The sequence below is a fragment of the Sulfuricurvum sp. genome (genome assembly GCF_036279695.1).
In the GTDB taxonomy this organism is placed as follows: domain Bacteria; phylum Campylobacterota; class Campylobacteria; order Campylobacterales; family Sulfurimonadaceae; genus Sulfuricurvum.
The window spans coordinates 15,242-40,921 of sequence record NZ_DASUIQ010000010.1; the positions used below are offsets into that span (position 1 = coordinate 15,242).

18 protein-coding genes and 1 tRNA gene are annotated in these 25,680 nt (G+C 42.6%); 6 read left to right on the forward strand and 13 right to left on the reverse strand.

The features are described 5' to 3' along the window. The first annotated feature begins 4 nt into the window (after positions 1–4). The 4 genes from VFW36_RS01105 (at position 5) to VFW36_RS01120 (ending at position 7,877) form a co-directional block, all read left to right on the forward strand. On the forward strand, positions 5–1,594 hold the full coding sequence (locus VFW36_RS01105) for an efflux RND transporter permease subunit (RefSeq protein WP_329656978.1): 1,590 nt from the start codon (positions 5–7) through the stop codon (positions 1,592–1,594). Then, entirely contained in the window at positions 1,594–3,303 is a 1,710-nt protein-coding gene (locus VFW36_RS01110) for an efflux RND transporter permease subunit (RefSeq protein ID WP_329656979.1), read from the forward strand. Before VFW36_RS01105 ends, VFW36_RS01110 begins: the two co-directional genes overlap by 1 nt. A gap of 6 nt (positions 3,304–3,309) precedes the next feature. Beyond that, positions 3,310–5,124, forward strand: a complete 1,815-nt coding sequence (locus tag VFW36_RS01115) for a flagellar assembly protein A (RefSeq protein WP_329656980.1) — start codon at positions 3,310–3,312, stop codon at positions 5,122–5,124. Between the two features lie 173 nt (positions 5,125–5,297). Beyond that, positions 5,298–7,877 carry a chemotaxis protein CheW gene (locus VFW36_RS01120; RefSeq protein WP_329656981.1) on the forward strand — a complete coding sequence of 860 codons (2,580 nt, stop codon included), beginning with the start codon at positions 5,298–5,300 and terminating at the stop codon, positions 7,875–7,877. Between the two features lie 9 nt (positions 7,878–7,886). Here VFW36_RS01120 and VFW36_RS01125 read toward each other — a convergent pair whose 3' ends face one another. Next, positions 7,887–10,817, reverse strand: coding sequence for a MutS-related protein (locus tag VFW36_RS01125; RefSeq protein ID WP_329656982.1), 2,931 nt, complete (start codon positions 10,815–10,817; stop codon positions 7,887–7,889). A 586-nt stretch (positions 10,818–11,403) separates the two neighbouring features. After that, positions 11,404–12,426: a hypothetical protein gene (locus tag VFW36_RS01130; protein WP_329656983.1), complete on the reverse strand. Its 1,023-nt coding sequence runs from the start codon at positions 12,424–12,426 to the stop codon at positions 11,404–11,406. 204 nt (positions 12,427–12,630) lie between these two features. Here VFW36_RS01130 and VFW36_RS01135 point away from each other — a divergent pair, with 204 nt between their 5' ends. Continuing rightward, on the forward strand, positions 12,631–13,878 hold the full coding sequence (locus VFW36_RS01135; RefSeq protein ID WP_329656984.1) for a hypothetical protein: 1,248 nt from the start codon (positions 12,631–12,633) through the stop codon (positions 13,876–13,878). Positions 13,879–13,905: 27 nt separating this feature from the next. Here VFW36_RS01135 and VFW36_RS01140 read toward each other — a convergent pair whose 3' ends face one another. From VFW36_RS01140 to pheS, 11 genes are all read right to left on the reverse strand, one after another. Further along, on the reverse strand, positions 13,906–14,706 hold the full coding sequence (locus VFW36_RS01140; RefSeq protein ID WP_329656985.1) for a hypothetical protein: 801 nt from the start codon (positions 14,704–14,706) through the stop codon (positions 13,906–13,908). Between the two features lie 13 nt (positions 14,707–14,719). Next, a tRNA-OTHER gene (locus VFW36_RS01145) sits at positions 14,720–14,809 on the reverse strand. Between the two features lie 324 nt (positions 14,810–15,133). Further along, the gene (locus VFW36_RS01150) at positions 15,134–15,352 is read right to left on the reverse strand and encodes a hypothetical protein (protein WP_329656986.1); all 219 of its coding nucleotides are present in this window, start codon (positions 15,350–15,352) and stop codon (positions 15,134–15,136) included. 87 nt (positions 15,353–15,439) lie between these two features. After that, positions 15,440–17,029, reverse strand: a complete 1,590-nt coding sequence (gene serA, locus VFW36_RS01155; RefSeq protein ID WP_329656987.1) for a phosphoglycerate dehydrogenase — start codon at positions 17,027–17,029, stop codon at positions 15,440–15,442. Next, complete coding sequence (locus tag VFW36_RS01160; RefSeq protein WP_329656988.1) at positions 17,029–17,514, reverse strand: hypothetical protein; 486 nt, start codon at positions 17,512–17,514, stop codon at positions 17,029–17,031. Before VFW36_RS01160 ends, serA begins: the two co-directional genes overlap by 1 nt. A gap of 5 nt (positions 17,515–17,519) precedes the next feature. After that, positions 17,520–19,175 (reverse strand): 30S ribosomal protein S1, encoded by a 1,656-nt coding sequence (locus tag VFW36_RS01165; protein WP_329656989.1) that lies wholly within the window; start codon positions 19,173–19,175, stop codon positions 17,520–17,522. 111 nt (positions 19,176–19,286) lie between these two features. Continuing rightward, the gene (locus VFW36_RS01170) at positions 19,287–19,724 is read right to left on the reverse strand and encodes a bacteriohemerythrin (protein ID WP_329656990.1); all 438 of its coding nucleotides are present in this window, start codon (positions 19,722–19,724) and stop codon (positions 19,287–19,289) included. An 8-nt stretch (positions 19,725–19,732) separates the two neighbouring features. After that, complete coding sequence (locus tag VFW36_RS01175) at positions 19,733–20,563, reverse strand: 4-hydroxy-3-methylbut-2-enyl diphosphate reductase (RefSeq protein ID WP_329656991.1); 831 nt, start codon at positions 20,561–20,563, stop codon at positions 19,733–19,735. Further along, positions 20,560–21,837, reverse strand: a complete 1,278-nt coding sequence (gene aroA / locus VFW36_RS01180; RefSeq protein ID WP_329656992.1) for a 3-phosphoshikimate 1-carboxyvinyltransferase — start codon at positions 21,835–21,837, stop codon at positions 20,560–20,562. The genes VFW36_RS01175 and aroA overlap by 4 nt, the downstream gene beginning before the upstream one ends. Beyond that, positions 21,834–24,164, reverse strand: coding sequence for a phenylalanine--tRNA ligase subunit beta (pheT, locus tag VFW36_RS01185; RefSeq protein WP_329656993.1), 2,331 nt, complete (start codon positions 24,162–24,164; stop codon positions 21,834–21,836). Before pheT ends, aroA begins: the two co-directional genes overlap by 4 nt. Continuing rightward, complete coding sequence (pheS, locus tag VFW36_RS01190; RefSeq protein ID WP_329656994.1) at positions 24,161–25,153, reverse strand: phenylalanine--tRNA ligase subunit alpha; 993 nt, start codon at positions 25,151–25,153, stop codon at positions 24,161–24,163. The genes pheT and pheS overlap by 4 nt, the downstream gene beginning before the upstream one ends. Positions 25,154–25,313: 160 nt before the next feature. Between pheS and VFW36_RS01195 the strand changes: the two genes are divergently transcribed. Further along, positions 25,314–25,670, forward strand: a complete 357-nt coding sequence (locus tag VFW36_RS01195) for a histidine triad nucleotide-binding protein (protein ID WP_329656995.1) — start codon at positions 25,314–25,316, stop codon at positions 25,668–25,670. Positions 25,671–25,680: the final 10 nt, after the last annotated feature.

A 25,680-nucleotide genomic window follows, 5' to 3' on the forward strand; every position in this document is an offset into this window, starting at 1 on the left:
ATAAATGCACGCACCCCATTCCTACCAGCCTAAAGACTCCGCAGGAAAGCTTGCAAAGGGTTTTTTACGTAATCCTCTTACTCCGATTTTAGGAGTTTTCCTCCTTGTAATCGGCTATATGGCTCTTATGCTCATGCCGCGTGAAGAGAACCCTCAAATGGTGGTCAGCGGTTCTACCGTCATCATCGCCCTCCCCGGAGCTACTGCCAGCGAAGTCGAAAATGTCATCGTTAAACCGCTGGAACGTAAGCTCAAAGAGGTCAAAGGGATCGAACATATCCACGGCATGGCGATGGATAATGTTGCTGTCATTAATGCCGCTTTTTTCATCGGTGAAGCCAAAGAGGACTCGAACCTCAAAATCTACGACAAAATCATGCAAAACATGAGTATCCTCCCTAAGGGAGCTATGCAGCCGATCATCAAACCGCTCGACATCGATGTCGATATTCCGATCGTCTCCGTTGCATTTTATTCCAATAACCCCGCAATGAACCCAACCGTTCTTTATGATCACGTCAAAGAGATACAGCACCACATCAACGGGCTTCCGAACGTCGCCGTTACCGACATTAAAGGGGCTAAAAAGCATCAATACAACGTCCTCGTTGATATGAACCGCCTCAGCGGCTACAACCTCTCTTTGGGACAAATCGTTCAAGCGACCCAGTCACTCGCCTATAACGTCCCTGAGATTAAAGGGAAAACCGAGGATAATAAAATCGTTATGATCGGGGTACGCAATGCCATCGAGAGTATCGAAGATGTGGGCAATATCATCGTTGCCCAATACGGCGGATCGGCGATCTATCTGCGTGATGTTGCTACTATCAGTGCAGGAAGCGATATTCAGAACTTCAAATCAGCGCTTGTAAGTGTGAAGAAAGAAGATGGAAAATTCTCACCGCTCAAAGATCAAGTCACCCTGACCGTTTCCAAACTTCAAGGGACAAATGCCGTCAATATCGCCGATGCCGTGAAAGAAGAGCTCGAAAAATACAAAGAGCAGATGGCTGCCGAGGGGATCAATTATGTTATAACCCGCAACGACGGAGAACGGGCGAACGAAGCGGTTAACGAACTCGTGTTTCACCTCCTCCTCTCGATCGTTATTATCGCTATTTTGCTCATCTTCGTATTAGGTTGGCGCGAGTCTCTGATCGTGACGTTCACCGTTCCTGCGATCTTGGCGATTACCCTCTTTATCGCCTACATTACGGGACAAACGGTCAATCGTATCACCCTCTTTGCCTTCCTCCTGAGTCTAGGGTTGCTCGTCGATGCGGCGATCATCGTTATCGAAAACATTCACCGTCACTTCCATGCTCCCGGAGCGCACGAGAGAGATGCCGATGAACTCATGATCGAAGCAACCGATGAGATCGGGGCACCGACCAATATCGCGACCTTAGCGATCATTCTCACGATGGTACCGATGGCGTTTGTCGGTCAAATGATGGGACAGTTCATGAAACCGATCCCTGCTAACGTTCCCGTCGCCCTCGTCGCTTCGCTGTTTGTTGCCTATATCTTTACTCCTTATTTGGCAATACGGCTTCTTAAAAAACCCGCCCCCCACGGAGAATCGCACTGATGTATAAAAAATTCGAAAACTATTTACTCGATCTTTTGGATTCACCTTCCAAAAAAAAGAAAGTATTATGGGGAACATTAATCGCATTTGTTTTTGCCGTTGCCCTCATCCCGACCAAACTGGTACTCGCCAAAATGTTACCGGGGAAAAATAACGATACCTACAGTGTCTATATCGATTTAGCCAACGGCAGTTCAATCGAGCAAACGCGTCAAGTCAGCGACTGTGTTATCGGGGTATTACAGCATGAGCCCGAAATGCTCGATGCCGAAGTTTTTTTAGGAACCGGTTCACCTCTTGATTTTGCCGGATTGATCAAAGGATCTCACTTTAAAAACAACGAAAATGTTGCCGAAGTGGTCGTGAATCTGACTAAAAAACATCATCGCGACGAACCTTCCTATATGATGGTGCAACGCCTTCGCCCCGTTATCATCAAACAGTGTGGAAATATCTACCCTCAAACCAATATAAAATTTGTCGAACCTCCTGCGGGTCCTCCGACCATGGCAGCCGTTGTCGCTGAAATATACGGCAACAAAGCAGACGGAATTCGGCACCTCAGTACCCGTGTCGAAGGGGTATTTAAACAGACAAGCGGTCTCGTCGATATTGACATCATGCAAGATGAAATCTATGACAAATTTGAAGTACGCGTGAATACCGACAAAATTACAAAATCGGGATTGGACGTGAAACACGTCAATGATATTTTATATCTCGCTTTTGAGGGGATGGGAGTTGCGGTTAAAAATTCTCAAAATGCCACCGATCAAATCCCTATATTTTTGACCTTGACGCCGGAGGGGAAAAAGTTTGCCTCACGAGATAAAAATGCCATCGAGATGAAGCTCTCATCTTTGACCCTGTTAAATCAAATGGGGATGATGGTTCCGGTGACCGAAGTGGTCGATATTGTTCCGGTTAAATCCAATCCGATGATTATGTCGAAAGATCTTCACCAAATGACCAACGTCCTTGCCGAAACCGATATGGTTTCCCAAGTGTACCCGCTGATGGCGGCGCGCAATGTGATCCTCGATACCTTCGGTGACGAATACGAGATTACCAAAACAGGATTGTTCAATCTTCAGCTCGTGGATAAAAAAACCAAAGATATATATGAGCTTAAATGGGACGGAGAGATGAAAGTGACCCTAGACACCTTCGTTGATCTTGGAGGCGCATTTATCGCCGCTCTTATCTTGATCTTCTTATTGATGGTCATTTACTACAAAAGCTTTGTCCTTAGCGGTATCGTATTATTGGGAAGTTTTCTCTCTATCATCGGAGTGATCGTCGGACACGGTATCGTCGATCTCTTCACCGCCGATACGTTCTTTTTGACGGCTACCTCTTTGATCGGGTTTATCGCCCTCATCGGAATCAGTTCGCGCAACTCATTGCTGTTGATCGACTTTACTAAATCGCTGATGCTTGACAAAGGGATGCACAAAAATGAAGCTATATCGTATGCAGCCGCTACCCGTGCAAAACCGATTTTCCTCACTGCAGCCGCAATTATCCTCGCTTCAACCCTACTAGCCAGTGATGCCGTTTTCGGAGGGCTTGGCGTTTCACTTATTTTTGGTACAATAGCGGCTGTCATCGCGTCGCTCGTGGTTGTCCCCGTTCTTCTTCATAATTCTGATTTGGAACATCATTTCAATTTCCATGAGCGAAAAGCCGTCTCAATTATGGAGCCATAACAATAGATGTCCACGTTCATCCCGACTACTATCCTCTCTACCAATGTGATGCAAGATTTAAAAAATGCATCACTAGCCCAAAGGGTGCCTATAGACAGCCTTGATTTCGATCTTCTCTCGTATGAGACATCGTTTAAAGGGAGTGTAGACGAGGAGTGGGAAATCCTCCAAGGGGATGATCTTCTAACCCAAACAACGGAAAATGAGATTCGCTCACCCCATTTTTTACTTCAACAAGAATACCAAATTCATATCCGTCTCGCAAAACCTCACCCCTATCTGGATTTACAGTTCACGATTGCAACCGATAAAACAAAAAGCAAAGTGATCGCCGTTATCGAACCTACTTCTACCATCCCTCTCAAAAAAGGGGTACAAGAGTGGATCAAAGAGGCTATTATCCGAAAACAGCTTCGTCATGGTCTGATGATCGGGCTTTACGATCAAGGAGTTGATCGCGAGATCAATCGGCTCATCGGAAGAATTCAAAAAGAGGGACCGCTTAGTGCTCCGTATCGGCTCTCTATCGGGGAATTTTTTCTGCCGACAATGCCGATCAATGATAAAATTATTCTCCACTACAAAGAGGCTAATGATAGTAAAAGTCTGATTGAGGGGGTCAATCCCGGAGATCTGATCCTCGAATACATCCTCCCAAAACCGGGACGTGACGGACGAGCCTGCACGGGAGCGCATATTGCCGTTCCCGAACCAATCATCAAATTTGCCCCCTACGCTACAGTAGATCCCGAAACGGTTTCCACTGAAGAAGATGAAGAGAGCGTCCGTTACTATGCAAGTGTTTCCGGCTATGTAGAGCGCAAAAACGGGATATTTTACATCTCGCAAGAGCTTCAAATCGAAAGTGCCAGTTTCAAAAAGACCGGTTCAATTGAAACCGGCATCGATAAAGATGTATCCCTCAAAATCAAAAAGAAAGTCTCCAGTGAAGACGCTGTCGGTATGGGTGTCAATATCGACGTTCAAAAACTCGATGTCAGCGGTACGGTCGGAGGAAATGCCAAGATTCAGGCGTGCGAAGTCAATATCGGTGCACAAACGCATAAGAAATCGCAAATCAATGTCTCCGAAACCGCCAATGTCCATCTCCATCGAGGGGATTTAAAAGCCAAAGAAGCGAATATCAATATTTTAGAAGTGGGTAAAGTCGAAGCGGATGTAATCCGTATCAAAAAAATGGTGGGGGGTGAGATCATCGGGCGTGAGATTTACATTGATACCCTTTATTCCAATGCCCGTATCACCGCGCTCGAATCAATTACAATCGAAAATATTGAAGGGGACGGCAATAACCTTATTATTGACCCTCATGCTATAGAGCGCTATCACCAAAAGATTGTTGATTTAGAAGCCCAAATCAAAGAGAAAAATACCCAGCTGCAAACTGAGACCAAAAATTTATCGATGCGTCAGAGCCTGTTTAATGATAAAAACAGCCGGATAAAAGATATTCAAGCACGTGTTCTCATCAGACAAAAGAACGGTGAAACCCCTATGAAAGCTGATTTGGTTCGCCTTCAACAATACAAACTCGAGCGGGAAGCACTTCAAGAAGCTACCGAAACCATTAACACCACAGAATTAGCGCTTCAAGCCATGCAAGAGACATTAGATAAACTCTATGAAGCGGATCTACATGCCGTCATAACCCACCACGGTATCTACAACGGTCATACCCGAATCCTCTTTATCGACCCGAAAACTCGCCGTGAGTATAGTATCTCTCCTGAGGGGCATGTGACTCATGTACGGTTGCAAAAAGTAGAAGACGATAAAAAATTTCGCTTTGAATCCAAATAGAAATTAACGCTATCCTCTCCCTTCATGTTTATTATATAATCAATAATTTAGCAAAATAATAGTTATTACTCAAAAGTACTATTTCATGATTAAATTTTAAGCATGAGTTAGGGCTCATTCTCTCAATTGCTTCCTATACTGTCATCAAAACACTATGACATACAGGATCTATAATGCAGCGCAATCACCTCATCAACTATATGCCTGACGTTCAAAATTTTGAAAAAAACATGAGTACCTTATCGAGTAAGTGGGACTTATTAACGTTATTAGGATCTATGTCCAATATCGGGATGGATACCAGCGAAACCCGCAAAGCATTTGAAGAGTTGCTCGATGTTCCTCTAAAACGGCTTATCGAAGAAACGTTTAACAAAAGTGTCAATGAACTTGAGTCCAAAGCACAAACCGCGATCGATATTTTGATCCGAAACCTTTTTGAGCGTACTGCCGATATTGGCTTCCTTGCTACCGATGATGATATTCGAGATTATCTTCTCTTTTTAAAGTCAACCGATATGTCGGCATCTGAAGAGATGCGCGAAATTAAAATCCATAAAAAAAATACCCTGAGCGCCCGTTTTAAAGAGTACGTTTTGAAATACAGCGTTTACGAAAACATCATTCTCCTCGATACCAAAGGAAAAGTTCTCATACAGCTTGACCAAACCAATCCGATCACCTATTCAAAAGATCCTCTCATCCAAGAATCTCTCTACACGTATGAAGGGTATGTCGAAACCTTTTCTTCCAGCGATCTCAATCATCACAAGCCCTCCCTCATCTACTCTTTCCGTGTCTGCGATCCGCAGAGTGAAGAGCCGCTGGGGGTTCTATGTCTTATATTTCGTTTCGAAAATGAACTTCAAAGTATTTTTCGAAAATTAACACGCGAAAATCCCTATATCGCGCTGGAACTTCTAGATTCCGACGGTGAGGTTATCGCGTCATCTTCAGCGCATCATGTACCGGTCGGATCGTTCTTATCACCTCGTAACAACGCCGATCACCAAACCTACTATGCAGGGTTCGAATATCTCTTCAAAGCGGTCAAAACAACAGGCTATCAAGGATACAACGGCTCCGGATGGATTGGACACGCCATGGTACCGCTTCATCTCGCGTTTCGTTCATCGTCACGTACCTCATTCGCCACCAATGAGCTCTTTGACTCCGTGAGCAATGCTCAGGCTTACTATCCGCAAGAGCTACAGGATATTTTGGAAAAAGCAAACAAAATCCAACGTGAACTCGATATTACGGTCTGGAATGGAAATGTTCAAATCGCCAATACCGTCGGGCATGAAAATCCTTTTACCAAAGCACTCCTCAGCGAGATTTCCAAAACAGGCGAAGAGACCAAACGAATTTTCGATCATACCGTTGCAGGTCTCAATCGAGCCATGATGATTCAACATCTTGAAGATCTGAAATTTCAATCCTCTCTCGCTATCGACATCATGGATCGTAACCTTTACGAGCGGGCAAACGATTGCCGATGGTGGGCACTGACAACAACGTTTCGCGAGTCTTTGGCTCACATTACGATCAGTGAAGAGCATCGAGAAAAAATAACTTCGATATTGAAATACATCAATAGCCTCTATACCGTTTACCACAGTATGTTCATCTATGATCGGGAGGGGACGATTATCGCTGTTTCCAACGAATCGGAAAATGCGATTCTCGGGAAAAAAGTGGGGTATTCATGGGCAATGGAGACACTGGATCTTAAAACAGCACAAGAGTACGTCGTATCAACGTTCGAACCAACCCCGTATTATGCCAACCGTTCTACATATATTTACAATGCCTGTATCCGTAACCTAAATAACGAAAACGTCGGCGGAATCGGAATCGTATTTGACGCCGAATCACAATTCGAAGCAATGCTGCACGATACACTTCCCAAAGATGAGAACCATTTTGTTGAGCAAGGGATGTTTGCCCTCTTTATCGACCGTAACGGCACCGTAGTCTCCTCTACAACCGCTGAAATCTCTATTGGAGAGACACTCCCGCTTCCGATCGCTATCCTCGAACTCTCACCCGGACAAAGCGATGCGCAGATTCTCCCCTATAACGGGCTGTATTACGCCGTCGGTGCGACCTGTTCCAACGGGTATCGCGAATACAAACAAAGCGACGGATACGATAACGATATTATCGCCCTCCTCTATCGCCCAATCGGTGAAGTTCAAGCCGTAGAAAAAGAGACTCCGACCCAACGGCTCTATACCTATCCAAAACAAAACGGTACGGAAGAGACAACGGAAATCTCCACCTTTTTCGTCGGCGGTTCGCTTTTTGCGGTCGAATCCAAAAATGTCGTCTGTTCACTCGCCCATCAAGAGCTTACCTCGATACTCCATGCCAGCGAATACAATCTGGGGGTCATCAGCTATGAAAAACGGATGGTGAGCGTTATTTCGTTAGCCAAACTGCTCGGAATGGAGAAAAAATACGATAAAGAGAGCGATACCATCATTCTCGTCAAAGCAGTCATCGAAAAACAGGTAGTCTATCTCGGACTTGCCGTCGATGCGATCTACAGCAGTCCTGAAATCCCTTTGCGTTCGATCAGCCAGTACAGTAACGTGTTGAAAAATGAAAATTCACTGACCAAAGCGGTTATTATCCCCGATAATCCCGAAGATTTTGCCAACGAGATGATCTCGATCCTCGATATGCCGAAAATCTACGCCCAGCTTATCCAACCCTACGCCCGCCCCATGCAAAAAGTGATGGCGTGATGGGGAAAGTTACGCTTCACTACTCTCGGTGTAACTAAGCTTCAACCCCTCTTGGCTCATCACAAATCCGTGGATGGCAATTTTCCCCTCATGCACCAGCCTATGGTGCTTTGAACACAGAGGGATCAAGTTATATCTATGGTTCATCCCAAAATGACCGATAGAGCCGCCATCATCGGCATTCGCCTGCGGAATGATATGGTGCACTTCATCGACCGCTTCATCGCACAACGCACATTTGGTCAAAAAGAGCTTGTTGTTGTAGCGGCTCTTTTTCTCCCGCTTCAGCATCGACGCTTCATGGGTTTTGTCGGTGATGCGCCCTCTGATTTCGTACGCCTTTTTCAAAAAGGTCTCATCCATGTGGAGCGATTTGGCAAATTCCAGTCCGTACAGTGTCGATCCGCTCCCACTTTTGAGTTTTCGATCATACACGAGCCGATCGCTCGCTTCATCGTAATAGACCCCCAAATGGAGCAGTACGATCTCTTTAGCTTTCTCAATCTCAGCGAGAGAGGAGAGCTGATGGAGATGGGTAGCAAAGATAAACATACTGCCGATCTCTCGAAGCTTGAGAATCGCGCTTGCCACGATGGCGAGAGCCGATTCGGTCTCCGTACCGTGGCTGATCTCGTCTCCGAGGATGAGGGTATTCTCCGTCGCACGGTTGAAGATGTTTCGCAACTCCAGCATCTCCACCGCAAAGGTAGAGAGCCCTTTGTAGAGGTTATCTTTGGAGACGATGCGGGTGAGGAGTTTATCGACGGGAGAGAACCGCATCATGGCACACGGAACGAAAAAGCCCCCCTGCGCCATCACAACGGAGAGCCCGATACTCTTCATGAGTGAGGATTTCCCGCTGGAGTTGATCCCATAGAGAAGTACCCCTTTGACATCCTCGCCGTTTTCAATCGTCGGATGTTCCTCATAGCTATGCTGATCGACTGCACCTAAAAAAAGATCGTTCGGGACAAAAATACCGTTCTCTTCACGCGATTCGATGAGAGGATGGCGTAATCCCACCGTCTCGATAAAGGCTTTTTGGGAGGGAACGATACTCGGTCGTACATAACGGTACTGCTTGGCACACTTCGCACCGCTCAGGGAAACATCCACCACGGCGAGAAACGAGATCAGATGCTCTATCGCATGGGAGAAGCGCCGCTCGATTACTTCGAGCTGTTCGCGGTAACGCTCTTTGACCTGCGCGATCATCCGCGATTTCGCCCCCGCATTTTCGATGGAGAGTTCATCCAGCAACGTCGAAGAGAGTTTGACCGCCGTTTTGAGTTTGCGTACCTGAAAATCGCGGAAAAAATGGTGTGTCCCATCAAGGGTAAAAAAGCTGTTATGCAGCGCCTCTTCGACGCTCACGTAGCGGTTACGGGTCATCAGGAGATGATACCCCTCGCTCTCCAACCAACCGATAGAGGCATACGATCCCCCCGATTCGAAAAACGTGTCGATATGCTCAATGATAGCATTCAGTTTCGAGAGGTTGTTGTTTTGGAGCGCTTCGAGCGCATCGATAGAGGGATCAATCCCCTCGTTAAAGAGGTTCTCATCCACCTGATCGCGTCTGAACTTCGCACACGCTTCGATGTTGAAGATTCGACGCAGTTCCGAAGCACACTGCATACACTCCGTCGCACTGGCTTTATCATAGCTGATTTTTAACCGATCCGCATCCGCAAACAGTGACTCTGCCGCACTGAGCGACGCATAAAAGTAGGAGAGCTCGAACGGGTGCAATTTAGAGAGTTTCAAACGGCGCAGTATCCGCTCCAAATCGTACACCTCTTTGAGTTTCGTCTCCAACGGCGCGATATGATCCGCCATTTTGTCGATCAAATCGTACCGCTCTTCGAGAAGCTTCACATCACAGATCGGATTGAGCAACCGTTCGCGCAACAGCCGTTTTCCCATTGCCGTAGAGGTTTTATCGATGAGCTTGAGGAGGGTCATCTCATCCGAATCGCGTGAGATGATCCCCAACTGCTCCGCCGCGTTGTTCCCCAGATACATATAGCGATTGGTTCCCAAAAACGTCGGACGATTCATCTTCTCGATGATTCCCGCATCATGATCGATAATGACGTTTATGAGGATACAGAGCGACTCAGAGGCGTAAGGGAACCGCTCCAAATCGAGATACTCGATAGGGCTGAGGAGGGAGCGTATCTGATAAATCCGTTCAAACAGTTCGTTTTGGTAATCGATCCGCAGGCGTTTCTCATTCATCGAAGTGCGATGATGGTTCTTGATCTCCAGATAGCGGTTCACTTCGTCTCGGTCGATGTCTCCCGCACAAAACGTTACCACCACCTCGGAGGTTTGGTAGCTCTGCAACAGTGTAAACACTTCATCGAGGGCATAGGTTTTATCCTCGCGGGTTCCGTGGATTTCGTTGATGAGTGTTTTGCCCGTCCCCACGTCGATAGCGGAATAGCCGATGGAGTAAACGCCGTTATTTTGATCGATTAGAAGCGAAGCGATATAGTTCTCGCTCGCTTCGGCGATGTAGTCGAAATTCGTCCCCGGAGAGATGATATTGGAGATATAGCGGCGGATATGGGGGACTTCACCCTGCTGACGGACGAGAACGATGGTGTATTTTTTTGACTGCACCAAACGGCTGAGATACCGCTCGATAGAGACGGTCGGAACCCCTGCAAGGAGAGGGTTTTGGATCGAGTTTTCGAGGATTGTTTTGTTTTTACGGGTGAGTTGGATGTTGAGGAATTCGGCGACTTCTTTCGCCTTGCCGACGTTTAAATGTTCATTATTTACTTGGTAGACCTCGAAAAATGACCCTACTTCGATGAGTACAACCGTATCAGGTCCGTATTTTTTTTCACATTCTATTTGAAGTTCAAAATAGATTTCGGAAAGAAGCTTCTTTTTGTCATTTAGTATAGCCCCTAATTCTTCCGTATTCATCGAATCTCCACACCATTTTTTCATTCCAAAAGTTATAAAATTTATTATACTAAAAGGAGTCTATATTACAGGTTAGAAACTAAGCAAGGCAATTTTCTTTCCCGAATTTCATAAAGTTTATATGTGCATTGGATCGGAAAATAGAAACTCAGCATATAAAAACTATTGCAGAATTTCATATCAAAAAAAAAATTATGTAGCTTTTTATGTAGCTCGATCCGAATTTTTGCCTTTTTTGCAGTTTTTTGCTTATTATTATCATAATTTTTAATTACAGTAATGCATTTTTTGGTAATTTTTTTGTAAATTATAATTTCTAATAAATTGAGCATCAAAAATGAAATAGTTTCGTAATCTGGAATCAACCTATTGAAATTTTTTACTGAATTTCTATTTTTATGTAGTTCAAATCCATAAAGTATTATTTTTATTAATAATATAGACTATTTAAATTACACAGAACAAGGCATTGAAAAATCAATGATATTGGTCGAAAAAATCTTAAAAATCTTTGGTGAATTTGCTACATAGCATCGTTTTTTTTATGCTGTTTTTTATGTAGTTCAATTTATTTTTTAGCTTATTGCTAAGCATTATTCCTTACATAAGACCATATTCCCATGCTTTGCATCAATAACTTTCTAGCCAACATCTGAACATTATAAACATCATATGGAGAAATATATTTTGACTTTTCATTAAACCTATGTGCTGCAACAAAATTCCTTAGGTATGAAGCAAATTGGATAGCTTCAATGATATGTAATTCTCTATCTCTTACAATATTTTCATCATTATAATTAGCTAATACCCCAAAATCATCAGTAAATTCTTTATGAATTGGTGTGTCATCACCTCTGAATATCCAAACAAACTTTTCATCTACAGCAATCCCTTTTTTTTCAAGTCTGTTAATAGTTTCATCCCAAACTTCAGGATTCCATTTTCCTTTAATAAACCGTGGGTTTTTTTCACTTGCTCTAATTTCACATCCAATCTCTTCTATAACAGAGTATGCCAAAATTACTGATGTTAATTGTTTGACATGAGTTGAATGCATTGAAGATTCATTCTCAAATATTTGCCCATATTTTGGATGTCCAGAATGAGGAGTGATACTATCTTGTTCAAGGCTGAGTTTATATTTTTCTAAAGCATATATTCGTTGAGTGTCATCTTTTGCTGCTTTGTATGTGAATAAACCAATATCAATCTTATCGTCATATATAAACTGACTCCAAAAAGGTTGTGTATTGCATACATTAATTGAGCTTTTAGTGACTTCAATAGGAAATGGAAGTCCATGCTCTTGTAATAATTCTGGGTATCCCAGATACATACCAGCTTTTATTATTGATAAAATATTAAAAGCCTCTTCTGATGACTTTGCAGAAATTTGCAATTCATAACATAAGACCATATTGTCAATATTAAATATATAATCTTCTCTCGTTTCAAATGATGTTTGATAACTCATAGCCACACCATCAGAACTTGCCCAAAAACGCTTTGTAGGATCTGGAGCTATTGATATTTCGCCTTCTAACAGTTGTAAAGCTTTCTCAACCTCATTAGGCTTAAGAATTAGTCCAGTATGAAAAAAAGGCAATTACTTTTCCTCTCCAATTAATGTTATAAATCATATATTCAACTTAATAGCTGTTTTAATGTGATTATATCAAAAGAAAAAATTTAGATGTCATTCCTATGATAGTATCTATAACAAGAAATTTTTGCCAAAAATCGGTCTAGATTTGGAGAATAGATATAGGTGCAATGAGTATAATTACTTTCAATCATAAAGGAGTGAGATATGATAAAGAGATTTCCTCTTAGGTGCGATACATGTCATCAAGGTATCATTTTAAGAATTGGCATGGGTATGCAAAAGTTTCAAACCATATCAATTCAATGTCCTGAATGTCACCAAAAGATATCATTTGAAATAGAAGTAGAAAAAGAAAATAATAGAGTTATAAATACAAGTATTAACAAACCTATCAATTTCACTTTCACTCAAGAAGGTGAGGATTTTATTGCAATAAATCTCCATACTGAAATGGTCTATCCGAAACAGTATATACATGAAAAGACTTTAATACCTTCCGTCTTTATAACACAATCTATGTTGAAACATGGTATTTCAAAAGGCTTCTTAAATATTGATAAAGCGAAAAGAGCAGATGGTCCATTTGGAATGCCAGGATTATTTGCTTTTGATGGATTAGGAGGAGATTCAAATTTACTAGAAGATTGGCAAATCATAGAAAAAGCTTACTCCTTATTCAATAGTGGTAGATCAGATTTGATGAATGAAGAATTGAAAAAATATTCCAATGTTGAATCTATGTATAGATTTACTACAATTCTACATTCTACGATCTATGATTTTTTGCTCAGATTAATCACTCCAAATACCCTATTGTTTAATGACATAAAAAAACATTTTAGTAAAGCAAAACAAAAATCAAATCATTTTAAAGCTTTTAAAAATTATTACAAGAATGAATTACAAACAATGCATTGGAAAAATTATATTGATATATTTAGTGAATATTTCAAAAATTTTAGTGAGTTTAATAGATTGTTGTTAAACACGAAAATTGAATTACACCCTGAAGATGGAATAGAAAGTATATTTTGCCCTAGTAATTTTGATGATGTCAAAATGTTTTATGGAAATGCATATGAATACATCACAACACATTTAACTATTTTTGCATGTGTAAATAATATTAATCAAAACAGAAATTATGATACGTTTCAATCTATGACTTTAAAAAAATATAATGAGCTCAATAAAGACAGTAAATTAGGACCACTCCAAACGGATCCAATTTTTCAAGCTTTTACTCTAGAACTCAACAGCACTATACGCAATGCTTCTCATCATAAATGGTTTTATATAGATAATAACAACCCAGGATTTTTATTATATAGAAGTGGTGGAACTGGAGCAATCAATTCTATGTCGTATATTGACTACGTCTATAAATCAAATTTATTAATTATTAAATTGGCTATTTTAGCAATGATAGAAATTAAATTTCTTTATAAATAATATTTTTCTGAGCATACTAAAGGCTTATCATTTACTTAATGTATCAACAATATTTTTTATAGTATCTTTGCTCAAATAATTATAATTAATGCTTAACCATTTTTCTAATTGTCTAATTTTTTTAGCACTTTCATTTTGCTTTTTTATTACATCAAAGTCTTTGTTATCTATGCTATCTATGATTTCGGTATATGGCTTGGATTTTATCGCTAAAATAAATTCTTCATCAATTTTACGAGCACATTTAATTACTATTGTTATTAAAGTCGTTACGTCTTTTAAGGTAAATTTATTATGATTAAAATTTTCTAATGCAATTGATACACTAAAGTGGTGATAATTATCGTATATTTGTTTTTCTTTGCTTCTTAAATATTGTTGTGAAGCCTTTGATATACTTGCATTAGATGAACCAGCATGAACAACTCTATTTCTCCAATGACATAAAAGTTCTACCAATATAATCCATTCCTGCTGCAATGTTGGTATATCTTTTAATAATCTAACAGTTCTTTCTGCCTTAGATAATTGCTTACCATTAGTATCAGTAAAAGCTTTTTTAGACTTTAACCAAGATGGATCCTTACTTACTTTTGTTAAATACTCATAAAAACTTTCAATGGAATACACGATTGATGATTTTATTGCAAACCTTCTAGAATTTATACTTGATTTTTCAATATTATTTGATTCCCATGATATATTAAGTTTATCAGGAACTTTAGTATCTTCTTCAAGATGAGACAAAGCAACTGCAATAGTATTCATACAATGAACGCTATGTCCAACTTCATTCAAAAAATTGTTTAAATATGTTGTTTGATGCATTGATATCCTTGTGTGGTGGCACTGTTAGGACTCGAACCTACATTTTTGGAATTAATTAAAACCTTTTAGTATCCAATGTCTTAACCAGTTAGACGATAGTGCCATAAGAAGCATTTAACAAGAAGAAAAAATATTATAACTTAAATCTTTAAAAAAAGTAATATAGTTAGTAATGCTGCATAACATTAACACCAAATATCAATACAATTTCAACTTTCAAAAAAATTGAAATATACGAACCAACAAAAATGCCTTGCCAAAATTCATTCTGGAATAGGATTTAAAAAACTCTTGCTGAGTTTCTAATGGGGGGTACGACTTATGTAGCTTTTTATGTAGTTGTTAATGAGATTCTATGTAGTTTAATGCACCTTGCTGAATTTATTAGATTCTTCAAAAGTGCCTATTTTGGGGCTTTTTGCGATATTCAGGAAGCCAAATTATGAAGTAGGTAATTATCTTTCGCCTTACCGATCTTCATCTCTTCGTTGTTGACCTCGTAAACCTCGAAGAATGATCCCACTTCGATGATGACGAGGGTATCGGGACCGTATTTAGCCTCACACGCGGCTTGAAGTTCGAAATAGATTTCGGAGAGGAGCTTGCTTTTATCGCTTAGTAGTGCCCCGATCTCTTCCGTACTCATCCATACTCCACATTTTAAAAAAGTAAATGATTATAACTTAGGGGGGCTAAAACAAGACTATAAAAGCAGTTTCCCCTAAGGGGAAAATTAGATTCTAGCGTAGCTAACACTGATACAAGCGTTAAGGGCAGAGAGTTCTTTGAGAGTTTTATCGCTAACGGCTGAATCAACCATGATAACCGCCAATGCTTCACTGCTTTTATTGCGTCCGAGACGGAAATCGGCGATGTTGACGTTATGCGCACCAAGCATCGTTCCGACTTGTCCGATAACACCCGGTACATCGGTATTTTTGAAAAGGATCATATTCCCTTTCGGTTCAATGTCGACACCGAAGCCGTTGATGTCTACGATACGTTGAACATCATCACCGAACATCGTTGCACTGATCTCGATAACGTCTTTGTCTGTTGTCAAACGAACCGTTACGAGGTTTTTATAAACAGGGCTCCCCGGAAGTGATTCGGTCTCTACTTTAATCCCGCGCTCAGAAGCGACGAAATCAGCATTCACGTAGTTGATCGTATCCCCTGAAATATCAGCAAGAGCACCGACCGTTACGAACGTTGCCAAAGAAGTGACATACTCGGCAATATCGCCGCGTCCGCTGACTTTGATCGAAACGATAGGGGCTTTGTTGATTTGAGATGCCAAAAAGCCGATTTTTTGTCCCATTTCCAAGAACGGTTTAACAAATGCAGGGATTTTGGTCTCATCGATAGGCAAATTCATCGCATGAGGATAAGCGATCCCTTTTGCCGCTTCGATGGCTTGTTGTGCCGCTTCAAGAGCGATACCGAGCTGAGATTCAAACGTATTTGCACCCAAGTGTGGAGAGACACAGATATTATCCAACTCAAGCAATTTATGATCTGTTGCCGGTTCTTTGTTAAACACGTCGATACCCGCGAAACGGATTTTTCCTGATTTAAGACCGTCATAAAGAGCGTCTTCATCGTACAAACCGCCGCGTGCACAGTTGATGAGGACAACACCGTCTTTCATTTTTGCGATTTCATCCGCACCGATCATGCCCACCGTCTCTTTATTTTTCGGAGTATGGATCGTGATGATGTCACATGATAAAATATCGTCGAAATTCGTCGTGTATTTTACCCCGACATCGGTCGCTTTAGATGGATGGATATACGGGTCATACGCGATAACATCCATCTCAAATGCTTTAGAGCGGATACCGACACGGCTCCCGATGTTACCGAAACCGATGACACCGAGTTTTTTCCCTTTTAGCTCATAACCGTACCATTTTTCACGTTTCCAGATACGTTGGTTTTTCAAATGGTCGTGAGAGTACGGGAACATACGCATACATGAAAGCATATGAGTCATCGTGAGTTCAACCGCAGCAATGGTATTGGCGGTAGGAACGTTCATAACGATGATCCCCTCTTTCGAACATCCCGGAATATCGACGTTATCAACACCGACACCGGCACGGACGATCGCTTTCATTTTCCCTTTTACCGCATTGATAAATTTATCATCGACATCGGTAGAACTACGGGTAATCGCTACATCAGCATCTTTAATTACATCTAAAAGCGCTGTTTTATCCATATCAGCGGCAAAAATCATATCGACTTGATCATCACGGCGGAGGAGATTTAAACCCTCTTCATGGATATGATCACATACGACAATTTTAAATTTTTCCATTATTTTTCCTCTGTGTATGGCGACACCGTCGCCGAGATTTGGTAGGTTTTTAGTTTTGTTACAAGAGATTGCAGTTGAGCTCGGTCTGTTGAATCAACCGTAAGGATTTTAGTATCCTCTTCATTTTGCATTACGTATGGGAGATCGGTTTTTTTCAACTCTTCTTTGCACGCTAAAAGCTCGTCCGAACTCTTAGGCTTAATAGTGAGTCGATATAACTCTAACGCGTTATTCTTATCTCCCATATCAAGTTTCAACGTCACTTCATTAACGGGATAAAAATAATCATCTTCTCCGCTTTTGGCAAAATGGCTTATCCAGCTTCCTAACTGTCCTTTAAGACCTTCAGACGAAACAGATTCAGCCGCATTTTCATTCAAATCAACTCTAGGAGCCGAAGGATTGATTTGTACCAAAAATAAAACAATAAACACTGCTACCGCAAAGGCTATTAAGGGAACCAGCCAATAAGCAGCACGTCGCATTGAATTTATTTCAATTGATCTTTAATCAAATCACCAAGGCTATGCGCATCGTTATCATTGATCTCATCTAACATTTTTTGATCGTTAAGACGCTCTAATTTTTTTACCGAAAGACGGATACGATCACGTTTTGCATCGATAACCAAAATAGCCGCTTCAATCGTTTGACCGATTTCAAGCTCTTCTGCGATTAACGGATAAAGGTCTTCATTACGGATAAGAGCATCTACGCCCCCTTCCAATGAAACGAATACACCGAAATCTTTAACATCACGAACGGTTGCTTTTACCACTTCGTTCATTTTGTGATTCGCAGCGAATTGATCGATCGGAGACTCTTCAAGCGATTTACGGTTCAATGAGATTTTTTCATCATCACCATTGATTTTCGCAATTTTCACTTCGATCTCTTCACCTACTTTGAGGGTATCTTTACATTTAACGTTTTTGTCCCATGAAAGATCTTGATTGTGCAACAATCCCTCTACTCCGCCGACTTTGACGAATGCACCGAAATCGGTCAAAGAGGTAACAGTACCGGTAACGATATCACCCTCTTTGCATTTTTTGGTGAACTCTTCAAACGGTTTCGGTTGAAGACGTTTGTATGACACACGCAATTTGTGTGTTTTAGAGTTGATTTCGATAACTTCAACGTCGATCTCTTGACCGACAGTGAGGTAATCTTTAGGGTGTTTGATATTTTTATCCCATGTGATTTCAGAGATGTGAAGGAACCCTTCGATGTCATTTCCGAGATCAACAAAAATACCGTACGGTTCGATGTTGCTGACGGTAACAGTGATAGTATCACCCTCTTCCAACGCCTCTTCAACCTCTTGCCACGGATCGGATTGTACCGCTTTGATCGAGAGAGACAGATGACGTTTGTCTTTGTCGTACGCGATCGCTTTTACGTTGACAACATCACCCTCTTTGTAAAGTTTTGATGGATTAACCGGCCCTTTGTAGCTGATTTCATTGTAATGAACCAACCCGTCAATTCCGCCGACATCAACAAACATACCGTAGCTGGTGATTTTTTTGACGGTACCTTGGATAACTTTATCCTCTTCCATCAATGCATCGATCACCTCTTTTTTGCGTTTACGCTCATCGTTGAATAACTTACGGCGAGATACGACGATTGACGCTTCCGCCGGATCCACTTTAACCACTTGTGCTTTGATCGTTTTACCGACGACTTGATCGGTCTCTTTGAACGCTGCAAGTGAACGAGGGAGGAAGAAATGGACATCGTCCGCTTCCAAGAGGTAGCCCCCTTTGTTTTTCTTCGTAACCAATGCTTCGATCACAACCGACTCGAAATCGTCTTTGTGTGCGTTGATAAATGCGAGCGTTTTCTCTTGCTCAAGCACTTTTTTGTACGAAATTTTTGGGCGCTCATTGTAGTGACCCATTACCATTACCATAATTTTATCGCCGACGTTAAAAAGAAGATTCCCCTGAGCGTCACGGATTTCATCCAGTGAAAGGATCCCTTCGAGTTTTTCACCGACGCCTACCAATGCGCGATTATCACTCTCTTGGATCTCTACTACTTCACCTTCTGTAATGCGTGTAGATTCTTGCTCTTTGAAAGATGCCTCTAACATCTCAGCAAAATTTTCTTCTTCGAACGATTCGTTATCGAAAGCCATGCCTATTCCCTTGTAACTAAAAATTGGCTGATTATAGCGAAAAAATGCTTTTATTTTGTTTTATTTATGTAGATTATCAGATTAGAATGGATCAAAAAACAAATCCGCAGGCTATGTCAATTCAAGCGTACAATCGTCCTCATGTTCCTCTTTGAGGGTAGCGGCATAGAGTTTATATTTCATATCTTCCGTCACAATATGGTCAATAAGTGCTTTTTTGATAATAAATTTGAGTTTGGTTCGAATCATCGCCAACGTCGGTGAATTAGTCACCGACGTATTCACAAACTCAATAATCTCACGGTGAAGATTTCGATGATGCTCATATTCAGGGAAACCGATCCGATGCATATAGACTTCTTCATCGTTAAAATGTTCATTCATATAACGGCTCAGTTCCACTAAAATCGCTTTAAGTTCCTCTTTGGTCGAAGTGAGTGCATCAAGATTAGCGATCTGAGCAACTATCTCAAAAAGATGTATATGTTGCTGATCTATTTTACCGATCCCTAAGCGATATTTTTCACTCCATTCCAAATCGTTAGCCATCTTTGTCCTTAGCAACTCATCGTTTCAATCGCCGCAACAACATCATCAATAATCCAATCAGGCGTTGAAGCCCCTGCGCTGATCCCGCAAAAGTGTTTGCCGCTAAACCATCCGGCATCCAAATCATCCTGACTCTCGATATGATAACTATCGGGGCAGTACTCTTTGGCGATGGAGTGAAGCTGTTTGGTATTCGAGGAATTTTTACCGCCGATAACGATCATCACATCAGCTTGTTGTGCCAAATCGCGTACCGCATCTTGATTATCGAACGTTGCGTTGCAGATAGTATTAAAAACACGCACCTCTTTGTGCTTTGCCATCAGCTTTCCGACGATTTGCTGATATTCTTCGATCTTTCGGGTGGTTTGGGCGACAGTGGCTACTCGTTCACGCAACCGTAAACCCTCGATCTCATCGGGGCTGTTTACGACAAAAACATTTCCGATAGCATAGCTTTTTACACCCTTGATTTCAGGATGAGCTTCATCCCCGAATATGACAATATCATACCCCTGAGCCGACATCTCTTCGCATATTTGCTGCGGTTTGGTCACATAAGGACACGTTGCGTCTACCACATTGACATGACGTTCATTGAGGGTGGAGAGTTCTTGCTTGGGGATACCGTGGGTACGGATTACTGCCGTATCGCCTGCTCTAAAGGAGTTAAGATTCTCACTCAACGCAACGTTAAAGTCGTTTTTGAGTCGATCGATCTCATTGGCATTATGGATCAAAGGGCCGTAAGTCGCGGAGTTTCGGTTCTCTTCGGCGATCTTGATCGCACGCTTAACCCCAAAACAAAAGCCGTAGCTCTCCGCAAGGACGATTTTCATTTCTCGACCTTTGTACACATCCCCAAAAGTTCAAAGAAATTCGGAAACGAGGTGTTGATACACTCGACATCTTCCACTTCCATACCACATCTAAGACCCGCGATCAAAAAGCTCATTGCGATACGATGGTCGCCGTAACTATTGACGAGAGCCGATTTCAATTCTCCTCCGACAACCGCGTACCCATCAGGATACTCTTCGGTTGCAATCCCACAAAGGTTCAGATTATCGACAACTGTTTTAATACGGTCGGATTCTTTGACCCGTAACTCTTCGGCATTTTTGATAATGCTTTTCCCCTCAGCACACGCCATGGCAATAGAGAGAGCAGGCAATTCATCAATCAGCCATGCGATGTTCTCTTCTACCGTTACGGCATGAAGCGGGGCATGTTCCACTCGAATCGTCCCGATCGGCTCATAACGCTCATCGGTGAGGGTATAGGTGATTTTCGCCCCCATCCGTTCCAACACTTTGAACGCTTCGATACGGGTAGGATTGAGGGTTACCCCTTCAATCGTTGCGGAAGAATTTGGCGTAATCGCTGCGGCTACCGCAAAGAAAAAAGCACTGGAGGGATCGGCGGGGACACGAATATCAAGAGGCTTAAGAGGCTTCTCTAGCGGCCAGATTTTCGTCTCAAGAGCATTGATCTCGACTCGTGCACCCATACCGCGAAGCATACGCTCCGTGTGGTCACGGCTCAGTTCCGGTTCACGGAACGTACATACACCATCGGAACGAAGAGCCGCAAGCATCATCGCACTTTTAACCTGTGCCGAAGCAATCGGAGAGACATAATCGAACGCTTTAAGCGACGCACCGCGAATCGATAGCGGTGCGAGATCACCGTTATTGCGTCCATCGAGCTTGGCTCCGATAGAACGTAACGGCTGTGTCACCCGCTTCATCGGACGACGTTTGAGATACTCATCTCCCGTGAGGACAAAATGTCCCTCAGCGGAACTCAAAAGACCGCAAAACAGTCTCATCCCCGTCCCAGAGTTACCGCAATCGAGGATTTCATCTGTCTCTTTGATCCCGTTAGACGAAATAGTAATCGTTTTCCCGTCATCATGGATTTCAGCACCCAAATGCCCTACGATTTTGAGGGTGTTAAGGGTATCTTCCGCACGGAGAAAATTCTCGATTTTACTTTCACCCTCCGCTAAAAGTGCAAACATCGCACAGCGGTGAGAGATCGATTTATCGGGTGCAATCGCATCACTTTTAAAGATAAAAGGGTGTGCGGGTGAAACCTTGGCAGACATCATCTCAAACCTGCCCCAAGTTCATCGCGCAATCCGCTGAGGATCCACTCCATCGCGGCGTTAATATCCTCTTCTTCGAGTGTTTTTTCATCCGATTGGAGGACAAAACGGAGACTCAAACTCATTTGATCCCCTAAACTCTCAGATACATAACGATCTACCGGATAGAAACGGCGGATTTGAGGCGATGCGTGTTTTTCGATCACCGATTTGATCGTCTCATAGGTCACCTCTTTGGAGACGAGGACACTGAGATCGCGATACGATGCTTGGTATTTTGAATACGGTTGCGCTTCGATAAGAGCGTACGGCAATGCATCGACGTTAAGCTCACACATAAACGTCTGAGCAAGGTCGAACTCCTCTTCCACCTGCGGATGAACTCTGAAAAGCTCCCCTGCATTTACACCGTTGATAAGAACTTTGGCGCATACATACGGATGAGCCAATGAGTGACTCGGAGTATGGGATACCAACTCGAACGATCCCGCGACATCGGCAATCAATTTGGTAAATGTCGCAAAATCGATCACGGCAGGTTTGCCTGCATTGGCTATTTTATCGCTCTCCAATGCACCTGAAATGATAAATCCGATACGTTTACTCTCTTGGCGATTGGAATCAAAAACCATCCCAGATTCAAACAAAGCGATCTTTTTTTGATTTACTTTTACGTTTGCGGATGCGGAGTTGAGCAGTCCTACCAACAGTGTCGGGCGCAACGTATCAAACGTCGCCGTGATCGGATTGAGAAGCTCTTTGTCCGCATCGGTACAGACAAACCCGTATTTTTCGACTTGTGCGCGCTCGTTAAAGACGAAATGAACCGACTCGTAAAAGCCGCTTTGAGCTGCGCGGTGGCGATAGAGACGTGTTTTTTTGTATTCTGCCAAATCGTTGCTCATTTGGTTCGCTTCGGCAAAAACAAGAGGCTTAGAAGGGATATTATCGATTCCGACGATACGGACGATCTCTTCAATAATATCTTGTTTATTCACAATATCATGGCGAAATTTCGGAACCGAAATCGCGAATGTCGAACCCTTCGGTTTGCCGATGTCAAGCCCCAAGTTTTTGAAAATTTGGGTAATACGGGTTTTATCGATTTTAAGACCGATAAACGATTCAAACTCCTCTTCCACCATACTGATCAGACGAGGTTCATACGTCGTAGTCAACTCGATATTTCCCCCATAAACTTGAGAGGTCGAGAATTTTTCAAATAACTCGGCCGCATATCGGATACCGATACTGATCGTCGGTTCACTTCCGCGAGAGGTACGATAATAGTGCGGACAGCTTGGGACTTTTTTCTCCCCCATTTTTTTAGAAATGACTTCAGGAGCAATATAGCTCGCTTCAATCACCGCCAACCCCTCTTGTGCGATAAAATGAGCCTCTTTTTCTTGAGAAACACCGATAACGGCAACTTTCTCTTTCCCGTACAACGCCGCATAACCGTTTTCGTCACTTTGAAGGGTAATTACCCCTTTATTCTCAGCATCGCCGAATTTTTCAAACGGATAGGCTCGTAAAATAACCCCTGTACTGTGAGTGGCATAGAGCAAAACAGCATCAACGGCTGTCGTATACACCCCTTCGATAATCGCTAAACGAAGCGCGATGATAAAAGGGACGCTAAGTTCTTTAACCTCTACCGCACCGAATAACAGATCGGAATTAAACGTTTCGGTGTGGTGAAGCTGCAAAATACGTCCGATTCCCAAACGGTTTTCTTGGGTCTCTTTGGTATTTCTCTCTCTCAGCGGACGGGAGAGTGCCGCACGTAAATCACGCGCAATACCGTGAATACTGAGACAATCCCCGCGATTCGCGGTGAGCTCGATTTCGATCACATCGTCGTTAAATACACCGTATTCGTTCAGATTTTTTCCGAGTACCAATTCACCGATACTCGCATCAAGGATCATAATCCCCTCGCCCATGCTCGGCAAGCCGATCTCTTTGGCAGAACAGATCATCCCGTGCGAATCGACACCGCGAAGTTTTGCCTCTTTGATTTTAAGACCGCCGGGGAGTTCCGCACCGACCGTCGCCAATGCGATATGAATCCCCTCACGGACATTCGACGCACCGCATACGATTTGACGTACTTCATTTCCGACGTTTACCTGACACACGTTAAGCTTATCGGCATCGGGATGTTTTTCACATTTCTCGACAAATCCGACAACTACACCGTCCGCAACACGGATCGTTTCATGGGCATCGACTTCTAAACCGATCGCATTAAACGTTTTACACAACTCTTCCGCACTGATACCGTCCAGATCGATCCACTCATTTAACCAATTTTTTGTAACGATCATCTAAACTGCTCCAATAATCTCGTATCTCCCTCAAACAATGAGCGTAAATCACCGATCCGGTGAATCAACATCGCAAAACGCTCGACCCCAAGACCGAACGCATACCCGCTGACATTCTCATAACCGACCGCTTTAAAGACGTTCGGATCGACGATACCGCATCCGAGGACTTCGAGCCAACCGGTTTTAGAACATACTCGGCACCCTTCTCCGCCGCAGAAAATACAGCTGATGTCCACTTCGGCCGAAGGCTCTGTAAACGGGAAAAAGCTCGGTCGGAAACGGACATTGACATCGCCGAACATCGTTTTGAGGAAGTCTTCGAGGATAAATTTGAGGTTTGCAAAAGAGACTTTCCCCGCTTCCTCAACGACAAGACCTTCAACCTGATGAAACATAGGCGTATGGGTAATATCATAATCTCGACGGAACACAGCCCCCGGAGCAATCATCCGAATCGGCGGCTTTTGACTCAGCATCGTACGGATTTGTACCGGAGAGGTATGGGTACGAAGAAGCATCGAGTCTTTGAAATAAAAGGTATCCTGCATATCGCGTGCCGGATGGTATTTCGGGAGGTTAAGCGCTTCGAAATTGTGAAAATCGTCTTCCACCATCGGTCCCGTTTTGACCGAAAAATTCATCGCCACAAAATGCTCAACGATACGGTCCATCGTCTCCATAACAGGGTGCAATGAACCGCGCTCACTTGTAGCAGAATAAAGACTGACGTCAATCGCTTCTGCCTTCATGGTTGCCTGCAAATGCTCCATCGCCAAAAAGAGTTTACGATCTACCAACAAAGCGTTCAATCCCTCTTTGTGGATATTCAACTCTTTGGCAAAATTCCCTTTTTCAGCATCGGGAATATCTTTCATGCGGGCGAACTCAGCGTTCATTATCCCTTTTTTTCCGAAAATAGCGATTCGGATCTCTTCGATTTTATCGATCGTATCGGCCGATTTTATAGCGTCATACCACTCTTGCAAAATAGAGTCTCCATTGTGATTTTCTGAAAGCTTTAAATATATATCTTTACACTTTTATGAAAGGGCTTTCAATTTAGGGGATATTGTAGTCAAATCTCTTTTATAAATAGCTTCAAGCGATCATCCATGTGCTACAATAGCATAAAAAAAGAGGTTTAAAATGTGCATTTTTTGCAAAATTATCAAGAAAGAAATCCCCTCCAATGCCGTTGCCGAAAACGAAGAATTTTATGCGTTTCATGATATCAATCCCAAAGCTCCCGTTCACGTTTTAGCAATTCCGAAAGAGCATTATCAAAGTTTCAACGATATTCCGGGAGATGTGATGGGGCGAATGGCGACATTTATGCAAGAAGTTGCCAAAGCGTGCGGTATTGATGAGAGCGGTTATCGTATCATCAGCAATATAGGGGAAAACGGAGGACAAGAGGTTGGACATCTCCACTTCCATATCCTCGGTGGAGCGAAGCTCAAATGGGGTCATTTTGCGGATGCCGATCCTAAAGACTTTTTTTAATCCTCTCGTC